Annotated in this window: 11 protein-coding genes; 8 read left to right on the top strand and 3 right to left on the bottom strand. The window is 71.3% G+C overall.

What is annotated here, in order from left to right:
* The first annotated feature begins 179 nt into the window (after positions 1–179).
* From ACX938_RS03285 to ACX938_RS03320, 8 genes are all read left to right on the top strand, one after another.
* Entirely contained in the window at positions 180–1,793 is a 1,614-nt protein-coding gene (locus tag ACX938_RS03285) for a thiamine pyrophosphate-binding protein (protein ID WP_459429970.1), read from the top strand.
* Entirely contained in the window at positions 1,777–2,991 is a 1,215-nt protein-coding gene (locus tag ACX938_RS03290) for a CaiB/BaiF CoA transferase family protein (RefSeq protein ID WP_459429971.1), read from the top strand. The genes ACX938_RS03285 and ACX938_RS03290 overlap by 17 nt, the downstream gene beginning before the upstream one ends.
* 115 nt (positions 2,992–3,106) lie before the next feature.
* Complete coding sequence (locus ACX938_RS03295) at positions 3,107–4,465, top strand: tetratricopeptide repeat protein (protein ID WP_459429972.1); 1,359 nt, start codon at positions 3,107–3,109, stop codon at positions 4,463–4,465.
* 22 nt (positions 4,466–4,487) lie between these two features.
* Positions 4,488–5,711, top strand: a complete 1,224-nt coding sequence (locus ACX938_RS03300) for an OpgC family protein (protein WP_459429973.1) — start codon at positions 4,488–4,490, stop codon at positions 5,709–5,711.
* A 7-nt stretch (positions 5,712–5,718) separates the two neighbouring features.
* Positions 5,719–7,266 (top strand): OpgD/OpgG family glucan biosynthesis protein, encoded by a 1,548-nt coding sequence (locus ACX938_RS03305; protein ID WP_459429974.1) that lies wholly within the window; start codon positions 5,719–5,721, stop codon positions 7,264–7,266.
* Positions 7,263–9,149 (top strand): glucans biosynthesis glucosyltransferase MdoH, encoded by a 1,887-nt coding sequence (gene mdoH, locus ACX938_RS03310; RefSeq protein ID WP_459429975.1) that lies wholly within the window; start codon positions 7,263–7,265, stop codon positions 9,147–9,149. The genes ACX938_RS03305 and mdoH overlap by 4 nt, the downstream gene beginning before the upstream one ends.
* Positions 9,150–10,112: 963 nt before the next feature.
* Positions 10,113–10,634, top strand: a complete 522-nt coding sequence (locus tag ACX938_RS03315) for a YHS domain-containing (seleno)protein (RefSeq protein ID WP_459429976.1) — start codon at positions 10,113–10,115, stop codon at positions 10,632–10,634.
* A gap of 50 nt (positions 10,635–10,684) precedes the next feature.
* A complete protein-coding gene (locus ACX938_RS03320) occupies positions 10,685–11,527 on the top strand; it encodes a CE1 family esterase (protein ID WP_459429977.1) in 843 nt (280 codons plus the stop codon).
* A 129-nt stretch (positions 11,528–11,656) separates the two neighbouring features.
* On the opposite strand, the gene ACX938_RS03325 is transcribed toward ACX938_RS03320, so the two are convergent.
* The 3 genes from ACX938_RS03325 to ACX938_RS03335 all read right to left on the bottom strand — a co-directional run bounded on the left by ACX938_RS03325 (position 11,657) and on the right by ACX938_RS03335 (position 14,496).
* Positions 11,657–12,205, bottom strand: a complete 549-nt coding sequence (locus tag ACX938_RS03325) for a hypothetical protein (RefSeq protein WP_459429978.1) — start codon at positions 12,203–12,205, stop codon at positions 11,657–11,659.
* A 418-nt stretch (positions 12,206–12,623) separates the two neighbouring features.
* Complete coding sequence (locus ACX938_RS03330) at positions 12,624–13,685, bottom strand: ABC transporter ATP-binding protein (protein ID WP_459429979.1); 1,062 nt, start codon at positions 13,683–13,685, stop codon at positions 12,624–12,626.
* Positions 13,686–13,698: 13 nt separating this feature from the next.
* Positions 13,699–14,496, bottom strand: a complete 798-nt coding sequence (locus ACX938_RS03335; RefSeq protein WP_232754929.1) for an IclR family transcriptional regulator — start codon at positions 14,494–14,496, stop codon at positions 13,699–13,701.
* Between the last annotated feature and the right edge of the window lie 49 nt (positions 14,497–14,545).

Genomic DNA, 14,545 nt, shown 5'->3' on the forward strand with positions numbered 1-14,545 from the left:
GGGCCTTGTCATTCGGGCGCCCGCGGGCTTCCCCTCTTGGCACGACGCCCGACGCCCGACGCCCGACGCCCGACGCCCGACGCCCGACGCCCGACGCCCGACGCCCGACGCCCGACGCCCGACGCCCGACGCCCGACGCCCGACGCCCCGCATCCCTCTGCCGCAGGAAAGGCCCGCCCGTGACCGAGACCCGCACCGCCGACATCCTCGCCCGCCGCCTGGCCGACGCCGGCTGCCGCCATGCCTTCGGGATGCCCGGCGGCGAGGTGCTCACCCTGCTCGACGCCTTGGAGGCCGCGGGCCTGGCCTTCCACCTCGTCCGCCACGAGAACGCCGGCGGCTTCATGGCCGAGGGCGTGCACCACCGCGACGGCGCGCCGGGGGTGCTGCTGGCGACCGTGGGGCCGGGGGCGCTCAACGCCGTCAACGTGGCCGAGAACGCCCGCCAGGACCGGGTGCCGCTGATCCTCGTGACCGGCTGCGTCGATGCCGACGAGGCGCAGCGCTACACCCACCAGGTGCTCGACCAGCGCGCGGTCTTCGGCGCGGTCTGCAAGGCGAGCTTCACGCTCACCGCCGGCGCCGCCGAGGTCATCGCCGACAAGGCGGTGGCCATCGCGACCGAGGGCCAGCCCGGCCCGGTGCATATCGACGTGCCGGTGGGCGTGGCCGATGCGCCCGCCAAAGCCGCGCCCGGGCTGCGTCGCCGCGACACCCTGCCTTTGGCGCCCGCGCCGGGACCGGGCTGGGCGGCCGCGCGCGACGCACTTTCCAAGGCGCGCCGTCCGCTGATCGTCGCGGGCGTCGACGCGGTGAACCAGGCGGCAGGGCCCGAGCTGCGCGCCGCGGTCGAGCGGCTCGGCGCGCCGCTGGTCACCACCTACAAGGGCAAGGGGCTGCTGCCCGAAGATCACCCGCTGGCGCTTGGCGGGGCGGGGCTCTCGCCCCTGGCCGACCGCCACCTTCTGCCGCTGGTGCGCGAGGCCGACGTGGTGGTTCTGACGGGCTACGACCCGATCGAGATGCGCCCGGGCTGGCAGGATGCCGTCGACCCTGAGGCGCAGATGGTCATCGACATCTCCGCGGTGCCGAACAGCCACTACATGCACCAGGGCAGCGTGAACCTGCAGGGCAGCCTCGGCCCGACGCTCACCGCGCTGACCGAGGGGGCGGGACTGAGCGACGGCTGGGGCGCGCGCATCGGCGAGACCAAGGAGGCGCTCGCCCGGGCCTTCGCGCCGGAAGCCGGTTGGGGCCCCGGCGTGGTGATCGACACCTGCCGCCGGGTGCTGCCGCCCGGCACGCTCGCCAGCGCCGACAGCGGGGCGCATCGCATCCTCCTCAGCCAGATGTGGCGCTGCGAGGCGCCGCGCGGGCTGGTGCAAAGCTCGGGCCTCTGCACCATGGGCTGCGCGGTGCCGCTGGCGATCGGCATGGCGCTCGCGGAACCCGACCGCCCGGTGATCTCCTTCTCGGGCGACGCCGGCCTGATGATGGTCGCGGGCGAGCTGGCGACCGCGGCGGAACTGGGCGTGCGGCCGATCTTCCTGGTCTTCGCCGACCGCTCGCTGGCGCTGATCGAGAAGAAGCAGCGCGAAAGGCAACTCGGCAACGCCGGCGTCGATTTCATCGGCACGGATTTCGCGGCCCTGGCGCGCTCCATGGGCGGGGCCGGGCGCAGCGTGCGCAACGCAGGCGAGCTGGAGGCCGCGCTGACCGAGGCGCTGGAGGCGCCGACCTTCACCCTGATCGCCGCCGAGATCGACCGGAGGGCATATGACGGACGCATCTGAGACCAAGGGGCCGCTCGACGGGATCACGATCTGCGACCTCAGCCGCATCCTCGCGGGGCCGACCGCGACCCAGCTCATGGGCGACCTCGGCGCCACGGTCCTGAAGATCGAGAACCCAAAATCCGGCGGCGACGACACCCGCGCCTGGGGCCCGCCCTATGCCGAGACCGAGGACGGCACCCGCGACCTCTCGGCCTATTTCATGGCCGCCAACCGCAACAAATACAGCATCGCCGCCGACATCTCGACCGAGGAGGGCGCGGCCCTGGTGCGCGAGATCGCCGCCGCCTCGGACGTGGTGATCGAGAACTTCAAACCCGGCGGGCTGGAGAAATACGGGCTCGATCACGGCACGCTCTGCGCGGCGCATCCCGGGCTCGTCTATTGCTCGATCTCGGGCTTCGGGCAGACCGGGCCGAACCGGCATCTCGCGGGTTATGACCTCATGGCCCAGGGCTACGGCGGGATCATGTCGCTGACCGGCCCGGCCGAGGGCGCGCCGCACAAGGTCGGCGTGGGCATCGCCGACGTCATGTGCGGCATGTATGCGACCATCGGCATCCTCGCGGCACTGCGCCACCGCGACGCCACCGGCGAGGGCCAGCACATCGACCTCGCGCTGGTCGACGCCCAGATGGCCTGGCTGATCAACGAGGGCACCAATTACCTCACCTCGGGCCGCGACCCCGAGCGGCGCGGCAACGCCCATCCGAACATCTGCCCCTATGACGTCTTCGCCTGCGCCGACGGCCATGTGATCCTGGCGGTGGGCAACGACGGCCAGTTCCGCCGCTTCGCCGAGGCCATGGGCCGGCCCGAGCTGGGCAGTGAGCCGCGCTTTGCCAGCAACCCCGAGCGGCTGGCGCACCGGGAAGAGCTGACGGAAATTATTACAGAAATGCTCGCGGGGCAGCCCGCGCGCCGGATTCTGCAGCAGTTGTCCGAGGTCGGCGTGCCCGCCGGGCCGATCCATTCGGTCGCCGAGGCGCTTGGCTCGGACCAGGCGCAGGCGCGCGGCGGCGTGATCGAGATGGCCCGCGGGGGCGCCCTGAAGGGTGCCGTGCAACTCCTTGGAAACCCTCTGAAATTCTCGCGCACCCCGGTGGCCTACCGGCAGCCGCCGCCGCGCATGGGCGAACATACCGGGGCGGTCAGGGGGCTCCTCGACCGGATCCTCGCGCGACGCCCAAGGCGCTGAGCGGGGTCTGACGGGCGGTCACAAACGCGCGCTTTCACGCCGAACTGACGTGGGATGCGCGCCCCCTGGACGTAGAGTGGGCCCCGAGACTTCTGCACATCGTCCAGGGAATTTCATGCGACACGATATCTGCCGCGCCGCCGTCGATTTCTCCGACCCCGAGGCCCTGGCGGCCTGGAACGCCATGACGCGCTCGTTCCTGGCCCATGGCGCCGAGGCGCCGGACTACCTGGCCCGGGTGCTGGAGCGCGCGCCCGACGCGGTGCTGCCCTTGGCCGCCAAGGGGCTTTTCTGCCTGATGCTGGGCCGCGCCGAGACGGTCACCGCCGCCCATGAGGCGGCCCGCGCCGCGCGGCTGCGCGCGGGCGAGGGGCTGCCCACCCGCGTCACCGCCTGGCTCGCCGCGCTCGAGGCCTGGCTGTCGGGCCAGCCCTCGGGGGCGCTTTTCCACCTCGAAGGGGTGCTGGTGCGGACCCCCGAGGACACGCTGACCATGAAGATCGTGCATGGCATCCGCTTCATCCTGGGCGATGCGGGCGGCATGCGGTGCTCGCTCGACCGGGTGATCGCGGCGCATGACGCCGAGCACCCGCTGGCGGGCTTCGCCTTTGGCTGCCGCGCCTTCGCGCTCGAGGAGACCGGCGATTACGACGGGGCCGAAGCCTCGGGCCTGCGCGCGCTGGAGCTTGCGCCCGACGACGCCTGGGGGCTGCACGCCGTGGCCCATGTCTACGACATGACGCATCGGCCCGACCGGGGCATCGCGCTCATCGACGAGAACGGCGCGGCCTGGGGGCATTGCAACAACTTCCGCTACCACGTCTGGTGGCACAAGGCGCTCCTGCACCTCGACCGGGGCGAGATCGACGCGGTGCTGGCCCTTTACGACGACAAGATCCGCGCCGAGAAGACCGACGATTACCGCGACATCGCCAATGCCTCCTCGCTCTTGATGCGGCTCGAGCTGGAAGGCGTGGCCTGCGGCGCCCGCTGGGACGAGCTTGCCGACCTCTCCGAGGCGCGCAGCGACGACGGCGTGCTGGTCTTCGCGGACCTGCATTACCTCCTGGCGCTGACCGGCGCGGGCCGGCCCGAGGCGGCGGGGCGGCTGGCCGGGCGCATCGCCCTGACCGGGCAGGAGCGGAACGAGCCCGGCCGTGTCGCGGCCCATCCCGGCGCCGCCGCCGCGCGCGGGCTCGCGGCCTTCGGAGAGGGCCGCTACGCCGAGGCTTTCGCCGACCTCAACGCCGCGCGCGCGCATATGCAGACCATCGGCGGCAGCCACGCGCAGCGCGACATCTTCGAGCGCATGACCGTGGATGCGGGCCTCAGGGCCGGGCGGCTCGACGCCTGCGCGCGCATCCTCTCCGAGCGCACGCGGCTGCGTGCCGGTCTGCCAGATGCCTTTGCCGATGCGCGGCGATCCGCCATCGACGAGGCGCGCCGCACCGCGGCGCTTTACGCCGCCCAGTGACCGGGGCAGGAACCGCTCCGTTATGAGTACGATCGAACCGCCGATGACGGCACAGACGGACAGGACGGCAGCGACCCGGACCACGACCGCGCTCGGGGACCGGACCACGGGCCTGCGCGACCCGCGGCTGGATTTCTTCCGCGGCATCGCGATGTTCATCATCCTGATCGCCCATGTGCCCGGCAACGCCTGGACGCTCTGGATCCCGGCGCGTTTCGGCTTCTCCGACGCGACCGAGATCTTCGTCTTCTGCTCGGGCATGGCCTCGGCCATCGCCTTCGGGAAGGTCTTCCGCGAGCAGAGCTGGCGCATGGGCACGGCCCGCGTCGCCTATCGCTGCTGGCAGGTCTACTGGGCCCATATCGGGCTGTTCCTCGCGGTGGCCACGGCCATGGTGGCGCTGAACGCCATCGGCACGCTTGAGCGCGACTACGTGGGCCAGCTCAACCTCTATCCGTTCTTCAAGGATCCCCAGACCAACCTCCTGGGCCTGATGACGCTGAGCTACGTGCCGAACTACTTCGACATCCTGCCGATGTACCTGGTGATCCTGGCGATGATGCCGGTCTTCGTGGCGCTGGCCGGGGTGCACCGGGCGCTTGCGGCGGCGGGGGTGCTCATCCTCTGGGGGCTGGCGCAGGCGGATCTTCTGGCCTTTCCCGCCGAGCCCTGGTCCGAGCGCGAGTGGTTCTTCAATCCCTTCGGTTGGCAGCTCATATTCTTCACCGGCTTCGCCTTCATGTCCGGGCTCCTGCCCGCGCCGCCGGTCGACCGGCGGCTGGTGATCCTGGCCGCGGCCTTGGTGCTGGTGATCCTGCCCTTCGCCTATTTCCGGGTGATCGGGGCGGTGCCCTTCATCCGCGAATGGCGCTCGGACTACGCGCTGCTGATCGCCAAGACCGACTTCGGGCTTTTGCGCTACGTGCACTTCCTGGCGCTGGCCTATCTGGCCTGGGTCGCCGCCGGCGCGCGCGGCACCCGGCTCCTGCCCGGAGAGGGCGCGGGCCTCGCCCCCGAGGTCTGGCGGCGGGTTCTCGCCGTCATCATGAAGGTCGGTCAGCAATCCCTCGCCGTTTTCATCGCCTCGATGTTCCTGGCGCGGCTGATGGGGGCCGCACTGGACCTTTTCGAGCGGAACCCTCTGACCACATTGCTTGTTAACGCAACCGGAATGGCGCTGCTCGTGGCCACCGCCTATGGGGCGGGATGGTTCAAATCCCAGCCCTGGCGGCGCGCGAGACGATGAGGAACCTATGCTGAGACGGGAACTGCTGATGGGGCTGGCCGGGCTGGTCGCCACCCGGGCCGCGGCCGAGGGCGGCACGGGCGAAGGCGCACCTGCGCCCGAGGCCGAGCCCGGGATGCAGCTGGGCGCGCCCAGCTCCTTTTCGCGCGCCGATGTGACCCGCATGGCCCGCGATCTGGCCGCCAAGCCCTATGAGGTGCCCGCGCGCATCCCCGAGGCCTGGACCAACATCAGCTACGACGACTACCGCGCGATCTGGTTCGACCACCGCAACGCGCTCTGGGAGCCCGAGGGCGAGCTGCCCTTCCGCGTCGATTTCTTCGCTCCGGGGCTCTATTTCCCGACGCCCATCGAGGTCTCGGTCGTCGACGGCGGCGAGGCGCGGCCGGTGCTCTTCGACATGGGCGTCTTCGACACCTCGGACCGCTTTCCCGATCTGCCGGTCGACGAGAGCCTGGGCTATTCCGGCCTGCGGCTCCGGGCCGAGCTCGACACGCCGGGTATCTTCACCGAGTTCGCGGTCTTCCAGGGCGCGAGCTATTTCCGCGGCATCGGGGCCGGGCAGACCTATGGGCTGTCGGCGCGCGGGCTCGCTATCGACACCGCCGAGCCCTCGGGCGAGGAGTTCCCCGAATTCCGCCGCTTCTGGATCGAGCGCCCCGCCGCCCGCGACGCCGAGATCGTGGTGCATGCGCTGCTCGACGGGCCCTCGGCCAGCGGCGCCTACCGCTTCCGCATCCGCCCCGGCGAGCGGCTCGACATCCGGGTCGAGGCCGAGGTCTTCGCCCGGACGCGGCTGCGCCACTACGGCATCGCGCCGCTGACCTCGATGTTCCAGTTCGACGAGACCAACCGCCACCGCTTCTCGGACTTCCGCTCGGCGGTGCATGACAGCGACGGGCTCTTGATCCTGAACGGCGGCGGCGAGACCATCTGGCGGCCGCTCGCCAACCCCGCGCAGCTGCAGATCAGCGGCTTCCAGGACAACAACCCGCGCGGCTTCGGCCTCATGCAGCGGGCCCGCGGTTTCGAGGATTTCGGCGACCTCGAGGCGCATTACCACCGCCGCCCCTCGCTCTGGATCGTGCCGGGCGAGGAATGGGGGCCGGGCGAGGTGACATTGGTGGAGATCCCCACCGATGACGAGATCTACGACAATATCGTCGCCTACTGGCGCCCGCGCGTGCCGCTGGAGCCGGGCCAGTCGGCGGCCTTCAGCTACGACATGAGCTGGGGCGCACGGGGCGTGCATGGCGAAGGGCTCGCGGTGATCAACACCCGCTCGGGCAAGGACCGGGGCGGCGGGCTGCGCTTCACCATCGATTTCGCTCCCGACCCCGAGGAACCGCTCGATCTCGACCAGCTGGTGCCGCTGGTGCGCGCCAGCGCCGGCGAGGTCGTCGCCCCGATCGTCGAGCGCAACCCCGAGACCGGCGGCGTGCGGCTGGGCTTCAAGCTCCTGCCGGGCGACGCCCAGGTCATCGAGATGCGCGCGCAACTGAGATCCGAGGAAGCCGGCCTCTCCGAGGTCTGGCTCTACAGGTGGACCGCATGAGCCTATCCGAGCCCGAGACCATGATGCCGCCCCGCGCGCCGATGCCGCTGCGCAAGCAGAGCTTCGGTGCCTGCGAGATCCCGCGCCAGGGGCCCGGGCGGCTGACCTGGCGCGACGCGCTCTGGCGGGCCGGGGCCTTCGGGCCGGCGCTCCTGATCACCGTCTCGCTGATCGTCGGCATCATCCGCTGGTTCGACGCCGGCGGCTTCACCCTGCAGGAAGGTCTCGTGACCCTTCTGATCGGGCTGACCTTCGTCTGGGTCTCGCTCTCGGTCTCGGCGGTGCTGCTGGCGGTGCTGCGGCTGATCCTCGGCAAGCGCGCCGAGACCCGACCGCGCGGCGCGGCGCAGAAGATCGCGCTTCTCGTGCCGGTCTACAACGAAAGCCCGAGCGACGTGATGGGCAATGTCGCCGCCATGCGCCGCGAGCTCGAACAGGGCCGGCGGACCGACGATTTCGCCTTCTTCATCCTGTCCGACACCCAGGACCCCGAGATCGCCGAGGCCGAGGCCCGCGCCTTCCGCCACCTCAAGGCCGCGACCGGCCACGACATCCCGGTCTACTACCGCCGCCGGGCGCGCAACACCGACAAGAAGGTCGGCAACATCAACGGCTGGATCGCCGAATACGGCGCGGCCTGGGATGCGATGGTGGTGCTCGATGCCGACAGCCTGATGACGGGCGCGGGCATCCGGCAGCTCGCCGATGCGCTCTCGCGCGATCCCGCCGCCGGGCTGATCCAGAGCTTCCCGGTGCTGATCTCGGCCGAGACGCTCTTTGGCCGGATGCAGCAGTTCGCCACCTCGGTCTACGGCTGGCTTCTGGCCGAGGGCCTGGCGCTCTGGTCCCAGAGCGAGGGCAACTACTGGGGCCACAACGCCATCATCCGCACCCGCGCCTTCGCCGACAGCGCCCAGCTGCCGCATCTCAAGGGCCGGGGCGGCCAGGACCAGCTGATCCTGAGCCATGATTTCGTCGAGGCCGGCATGCTGCGCCGCGCCGGCTGGGCGGTGCGCTTCCTGCCGCGGCTCGGCGGCTCCTTCGAGGAAACCCCGGCCTCGCTCATCGACTACGTGCTGCGCGACCGGCGCTGGTGCCAGGGCAACCTGCAGCACCTGCGCATCCTGGGCGCCCGCGGCTTCCACCCGATCTCGCGGTTCCACCTGTTGCAGGGGGCCTTCGCCTACCTCTTGTCGCCGGCCTGGTTCGTGCTCCTGGTGATCTGGTCGGCCTTCCTGCCGCTCGCGCAGCAGGACCAGGTGATCTACTTCCACCCCTCAAACCCCTTCCACCCGGTCTGGCCGCAGGTCAGCCAGATCGACGGTCTGTGGTTCCTGGTCTTCATCTACACCATGCTGCTTCTGCCGAAGATCGTGGCGGCGGGGCTGCTGGCGGCCTCGCGCGGGGTGGTGCGGCTTTACGGCGGGGCGACGCGCTTCGCGCTGACCACCGGCTACGAGATCGCGCTGGCGATCCTCTATGCGCCGATCCTCATGGTGCAGCAGACCACCGCGGTGCTGCGGGCGCTGGCCGGGGCGCCCAACGCCTGGTCGCCGCAGCGGCGCGGGACCACGCATTACGGCTGGCGGGTGCTCCTGCGGTTCCACTGGCTCGAGACGGTGCTGGGCGCGGGGATGATCCTCGGGATGGCCTCGGGGCTCCTGTCGCTCTGGCTCATGCCGGTGGCGGTGAGCCTGGCGGCGGCGCCGGTCCTGTCCTGGCTCTCCTCGGCGCGGGTGGCGGACCTGAGCCTCGCGCCGCTGCGGCTCGAGACCCCGCTGTCGCTGCGCGAGCCCCGGGTGCAGACCCGCGCCCGCGCCGAACGCGCCGCGCTGCGCGATGCGCTGGAGACCCCTGAGCCCGCCGCCATGGCGGCGGAGTGAGGGGGGCTGGGGCTGGGGCTGCTGGGTGCGGCGGTTGTTCCGGCCCCACCCACCTCTCACCCCGCGCAACAGAGGGCGCGCACCGGACCGGGGGCCGGCGCTGCTGACCTCTGAGCGAGGCGCTTTATCCACGCAAGGTCAGGACTGGCTTTAAACCAAGTACGCCGCCCCAAGGAGCGCCGGCCCATAGGGCCGGTCCGGCGCGCGCCCGGCACCTTCGGTGCTGTTCGGGCGCAAGTGGGAGGTGTTGCGCTTGGAGGCCAAGCGGGCGGGCAAGGGATCAAGCGTGTCTGTGCCTCGGGTGAAGCGCCGCCGCGCTCCGTGCAGAAGAGTCCCTGATAACGGCACGCAACATGCCCCCTCGGCTCAGACGGCAGGACCCACCCACCTCTCCACCCGCGCAACAGAGGGCGCGCACCGGACCGGGGGCCGGCGTTGCTGACCTCTGAGCAAGGCGCTTTATCCACGCAAGGTCAGGGCTAGCGGCGATCTATACGCCTCGCCCACAAGAGCGCCGGCCCAAGGGGCCGGTCCGGCGCGCGCCCGGCATCTTCGATGCTATTCGGGCGCAAGTGGGAGGCGTTGCGCCAAGAGGCCAGGCGGGCGGGCAGGAGGGAAGTGTTGCGGTGCTCCGGCTGAAACGTCGGCGTGTATTGCCAAAGTCAATGCCGCCGACCAGCGCCTCTCATCCTCATCCTCATCCTCATCCTCATCCTCATCCTCATCCTCATCCCCATCACCGCCACGCCCACACCGCACGCGTCTTCCCCGCCGCCCCAACACCGCGACCCAACACCCCCAAGACCGCCTCCCAAAAACCGCACACCTCCCCTCCTTCCCCACACCCCCCTGAAACAAACCACACCACCGCCCCACGGACCCTCACGAAGCGCGGAGGGGGGCTGCCCGGAGCGCGCGCCCGCCGCTAGCCTCGCTCCCACGCAGTCCAGGAGGAGACACGCCATGCGCCCGACCGCCACACTGATCGCCGCTCTCGCCTTCGCCGCCCCCGGCCTCGCCGCCGCGGGCGAGCAATACGTCGACCCCACCGGCTTCGCCGTCTCGGGCTACGACGTGGTGGCCTATTTCGACCTGCCGCAGGCCGCGCCGGGCACACCCCAGCCCGAGGCCGTCCCGGGCCGCGCGGGCATCACCGCCGAGCACAACGGCGCCACCTTCGCCTTCGCCTCCGAGGAGAACCGCGCGCGCTTCCTCGCGGACCCCGCGGCCTATGTCCCGCAATACGACGGCCATTGCGCCTATGGCGTCGCCAAGGGCGGCAAGGTGCCGGGCAATCCCAACCTCTGGCGCATCGTCGACGGCAAGCTCTATCTCAACATCACCGAGGCGGTGGTGGGCTTCTGGGAAGAGGACATCCCCGGCAACATCGACCTCGCCCAGGGCAACTGGCCGGGCATCGAGCCGCAGGGCGCCTCGTCGCGGGCGATCCCGCAGTTCAGCTCTTCCGCGCCGCTGGCGCGCTGAGCGGGGCGCGCTAGCCTCCCGCCCATGACAGCCAGCCCGGGAGCCCGCCCATGAACCTCAAGACCGCGACGCTGGCCCTTGGCCTGAGCCTCGCTGCATCCCCCGCGTTCGCGCTCTGCGGCGGGGCGGAGCCCGCCTGCGAGATCCCGGGCGGCAGCTACCACGCCGAGCTGCCCGAGGATCTTGCCGAAGGCGCCCCGGCGCTGGTCTTTCTGCACGGCTGGGGCTCGACCGGCGCAGGCACGCTGACGATGCGCGGCATGGTCGAGGCGGCCCTGGCGCGCGGCTACGCGGTGATCGCCCCCGACGGCATCCCGCGCCAGGGGCGCGGCGGGCGGACCTGGGCCTTCCACCCCGACCGCCCCGGCCCGCGCGACGAGGGCGCCTTCCTGCGCGCGGTCCGCGACGACGCGGCCGCGCGCTTCGGGCTCGACCCCGAGGGCATGCTGCTCGCGGGCTTCTCTATCGGCGGCTCCATGGTGAGCTACCTCGCCTGCGACGCGCCCGGGAGCTTCGCGGGTTACGCCCCGGTCGCGGGCAGCTTCTGGCGCCCGCATCCCGAGGGCTGCGCCGGCCCCGCGCCGCTTCTGCACACCCATGGCTGGCGCGACGGGACGGTGCCGCTCGAAGGCCGGCTCCTGCGCGGCGAAAGCCCGGAGGCCCCGGGCGCGGTGGTCCAGGGCGACGTCTGGCACGCCATGACGCTCTGGCGCGCGGCCAACGGCTGTCGGCTGCAGGCCGGGGCCTTCGAGAGCGACGAGACCTATTGGCGGAAGCGCTGGACCAACTGCAGCGGCGCGCCGCTGGAGATGGCGCTGTTCGACGGCGGTCACGGGATCCCGCCGGGCTGGGCGGAGATGGCGCTCGATTGGTTCGAGGGGCTGGCGGAGTAGGCGAGGGCCGTCGGGGCGGGGGCCCTTTGGCTCACGCTCCAGAGGCGCGCGCCCGGTGAGAAAAGGCGCGGCGCTGGCGCAGGAGGCTCTCTCAGACCATATGCGCCACTTTCGCTCCGCCCGCCCGGCTCACTCCGTGACCGCGCCGCCCGCCCTCAGCGCCCGCGCCTGCATCCGCGGCATCCAGTCGTAGCGCGGATCCGCGCCCGGGGCGCCCCAGTAGAGCACCCCGCCGTGCCGCCAGGGATCGAGCAGCACGCCCGCTTCGAGCGGCGCGCCCCGGGCCGTGATCACCGCGGAATGATGGATCACCCGGAAACCCTCGGCGGGCGAGGTCGCCCAGTGCAGCTCCAGCGTCTCGAAGCCCTCCTGGCGGAGCCGGGTGATCATCGCCTCGGCCCAGTCGTTGCAGAGGCCCTTCTCGCGCAGCCCGTTGCGCACCTTGGCGTTATGGACCAGCGGCGAAGCGGTGACCTGCCAGTCCTCGGCGAGCTGCAAGGGGTGTTCATAAGCGATCCGCGCGGCGCGCTGCGCCTCCTCGGGGGCGACGCCCGGCCCGAGCGCCGCGATCTCCGCGGCAAGCTTCGGGATCTCGCTCCGGTCCGGTTCGGGCGCGCCCGCGCAGGCGGTCAGGAGCACGAGGATCGGCAGGAGGAAAAGCGGCGCGAGGCGGGGCATGGGGGGCTCCGGGGCAGGGGGCTGGCTCAGGAGTGGCCGGTTTTGCGGGGTGCTGCAAGAGGGGGCTTTGCCGCGGTCACCCTGCTCGTGAACTTGGCCTCCCCGTTACCGCCAGGCCCCCCCTTGCGCCCGAATAGCATCGAAGATGCCGGGCGCGCGCCGGACCGGCCCCTTGGGCCGGCGCTCCTTGGGGTGACGTGCTTAGATCAACGCCAGCCCTGACCTTGCTGCCATTAAGCGCATAGCTCCGAGGTCAGAAGCGCCGGCCCCCGGTCCGGCGCGCGCCCTCTGGTGTGTGTGGTGAGAGGTGGGTGGGCCTGTGGTGAGCGGTTGCAGCAGTGGCCCAGCAGCATCCCCGCCCCAACAGCCCCGAACGGCAGCGCGGCACCCCCAGAGCCCCGCGCCACCGCCGCCCTCTTCACCGCAGCCGCTGCTCGCTCTCTCCGTCGAAGAACAGCGCCTCGGCGGGGTCGAAGACCAGCCGCACCTCGGTGCCCTCGGGGATGTCCTCGTCCGAGCGGGTCTCGACCACGATCCGGGCGTCCTTGCCGTCGACGAGGTAGTCATAGGCCACCCCGCCCAGCCGCTCGCGGATGTCGAGACGCAGCGGCGAAGAGCCTTCCTCGACCGACAGCGCCTGGGGGCGCAGGCCGACCAGCACCCGGGCGCCCTCGGCGGGCAGGGCGACCGAGGTATCGATCGGCGCATCGCCCAGAAGCGGGCAGGCCACCTTGCCGCCGGTCACCACGCCTTCGAGGAAGTTCATCGAGGGCGAACCGATGAAGCCCGCCACGAAGCGGTTGTCGGGGTCGTTGTAGAGATGCATGGGCGAGCCGACCTGCTCGATATGGCCGGCGCGCAGCACCACGATCTTGTCGGCCAGGGTCATCGCCTCGACCTGGTCGTGGGTGACATAGATCATCGTCGCGCCGATCTCCTTGTGCAGGCGCGCGATCTCGACCCGCATGTCGACGCGCAGCTCGGCGTCGAGGTTCGACAGGGGCTCGTCGAAGAGGAAAACCTCGGGCCCGCGCACGATGGCGCGGCCGATGGCCACCCGCTGGCGCTGGCCGCCGGACAGCGCCTTGGGCTTGCGCTTGAGGTAATCGCCGAGCTTCAGGATCCGCGCCGCCTCGGCGACCTTCTCCTGGATCTCGGCCTTGGGATGGCCGGTCATCTTCAGCCCGAAACCCATGTTCTCGGCCACGCTCATATGCGGGTAGAGCGCGTAGCTCTGGAACACCATGGCGACGCCGCGGTCGGCGGCATCGACGCGGGTCACGTCGCGGGCGCCGATGCGGATGGTGCCGTCCGAGGTCTCCTCGAGCCCCGCGATCATCCGCAGAAGCGTCGACTTCCCGCAGCCCGAGGGGCCGACGAAGACGCAGAACTCGCCTTCCTTGATGTCCAGGTCGAGTCCGTGGATGACTTCGACCTCGCCGTATTTCTTGACGGCCTTTTCCAGTGTGACGCCGCTCATCGGCTCCTCCTCCTCAAATCTCGGCTTTGTCGGGAAACTGCCAGGCCGCGGTGGCCTCGGCGATCTCCCGCGCGGTTTCGATCAGCCGGGGCTTCAGCCCGGCCAGATCCTCGAGCCCGCGCCGCTCGGTCGACGTGGTGATCGAGAGCGCCCCCATGACCCTTCCGCCGGGCGACAGGATCGGGGCGGCGATGCAGATGATGCCGGGCTCGTGTTCCTCGCGGTCGTAGGCGATGCCCTCGGCGCGAATCGCGGCGCATTCCTCCTCGAGCGCTTCGGCGCTGGTGATGGTGCGCGCGGTGTGCCGGAAGAAGGCCTGCAGGGGCAGGGCGGCGGCGCGCTCCTCCTCGGGCAGATGCGCGAGCATGGCCTTGCCGACGCCGGTGCAATAGCCCGGCCCGACCTTGCCGGCGGCCGAGAACATCTCGAGCGGCTGGCTGGCGTTGCGCTTGTCGACGTAAAGCACCTGGCCGCGGTCGAGCTGGGCCAGGTGAATGGTCTCGCAGACCTCGGCCGAAAGCCGGTCGAGGAAGGGCCGCGCGATCGGCGCCAGCGAGGAGCGCGCCCAGGCCGCATGGGCCAGCCGCACCAGCCGCAAGCCCGGCGCATAGGCGCCGGTCTCGGCGTCGAGGCGCAGCATGCCCTGGTTCACCAGCGTCTGCACCAGCCGGTAGAGCGTCGCCTTGGGCAGCGGCGAGAGCGCCTGCAGCTCGGCAAAGCGGATCGGCGCGCCATGGGCGGCCACGAGGTCGAGCACGTCCAGCGCCTTGCCGACGGTGCCGTCGCCCTGCCTCGGTGAGATCGCGTTCATGCCCCTGTCTCCTCCCGCATGCGGCCAGCACGTCCCGGATGGCCTGTTG

The sequence above is a fragment of the Roseivivax sp. genome, assembly GCF_054552075.1.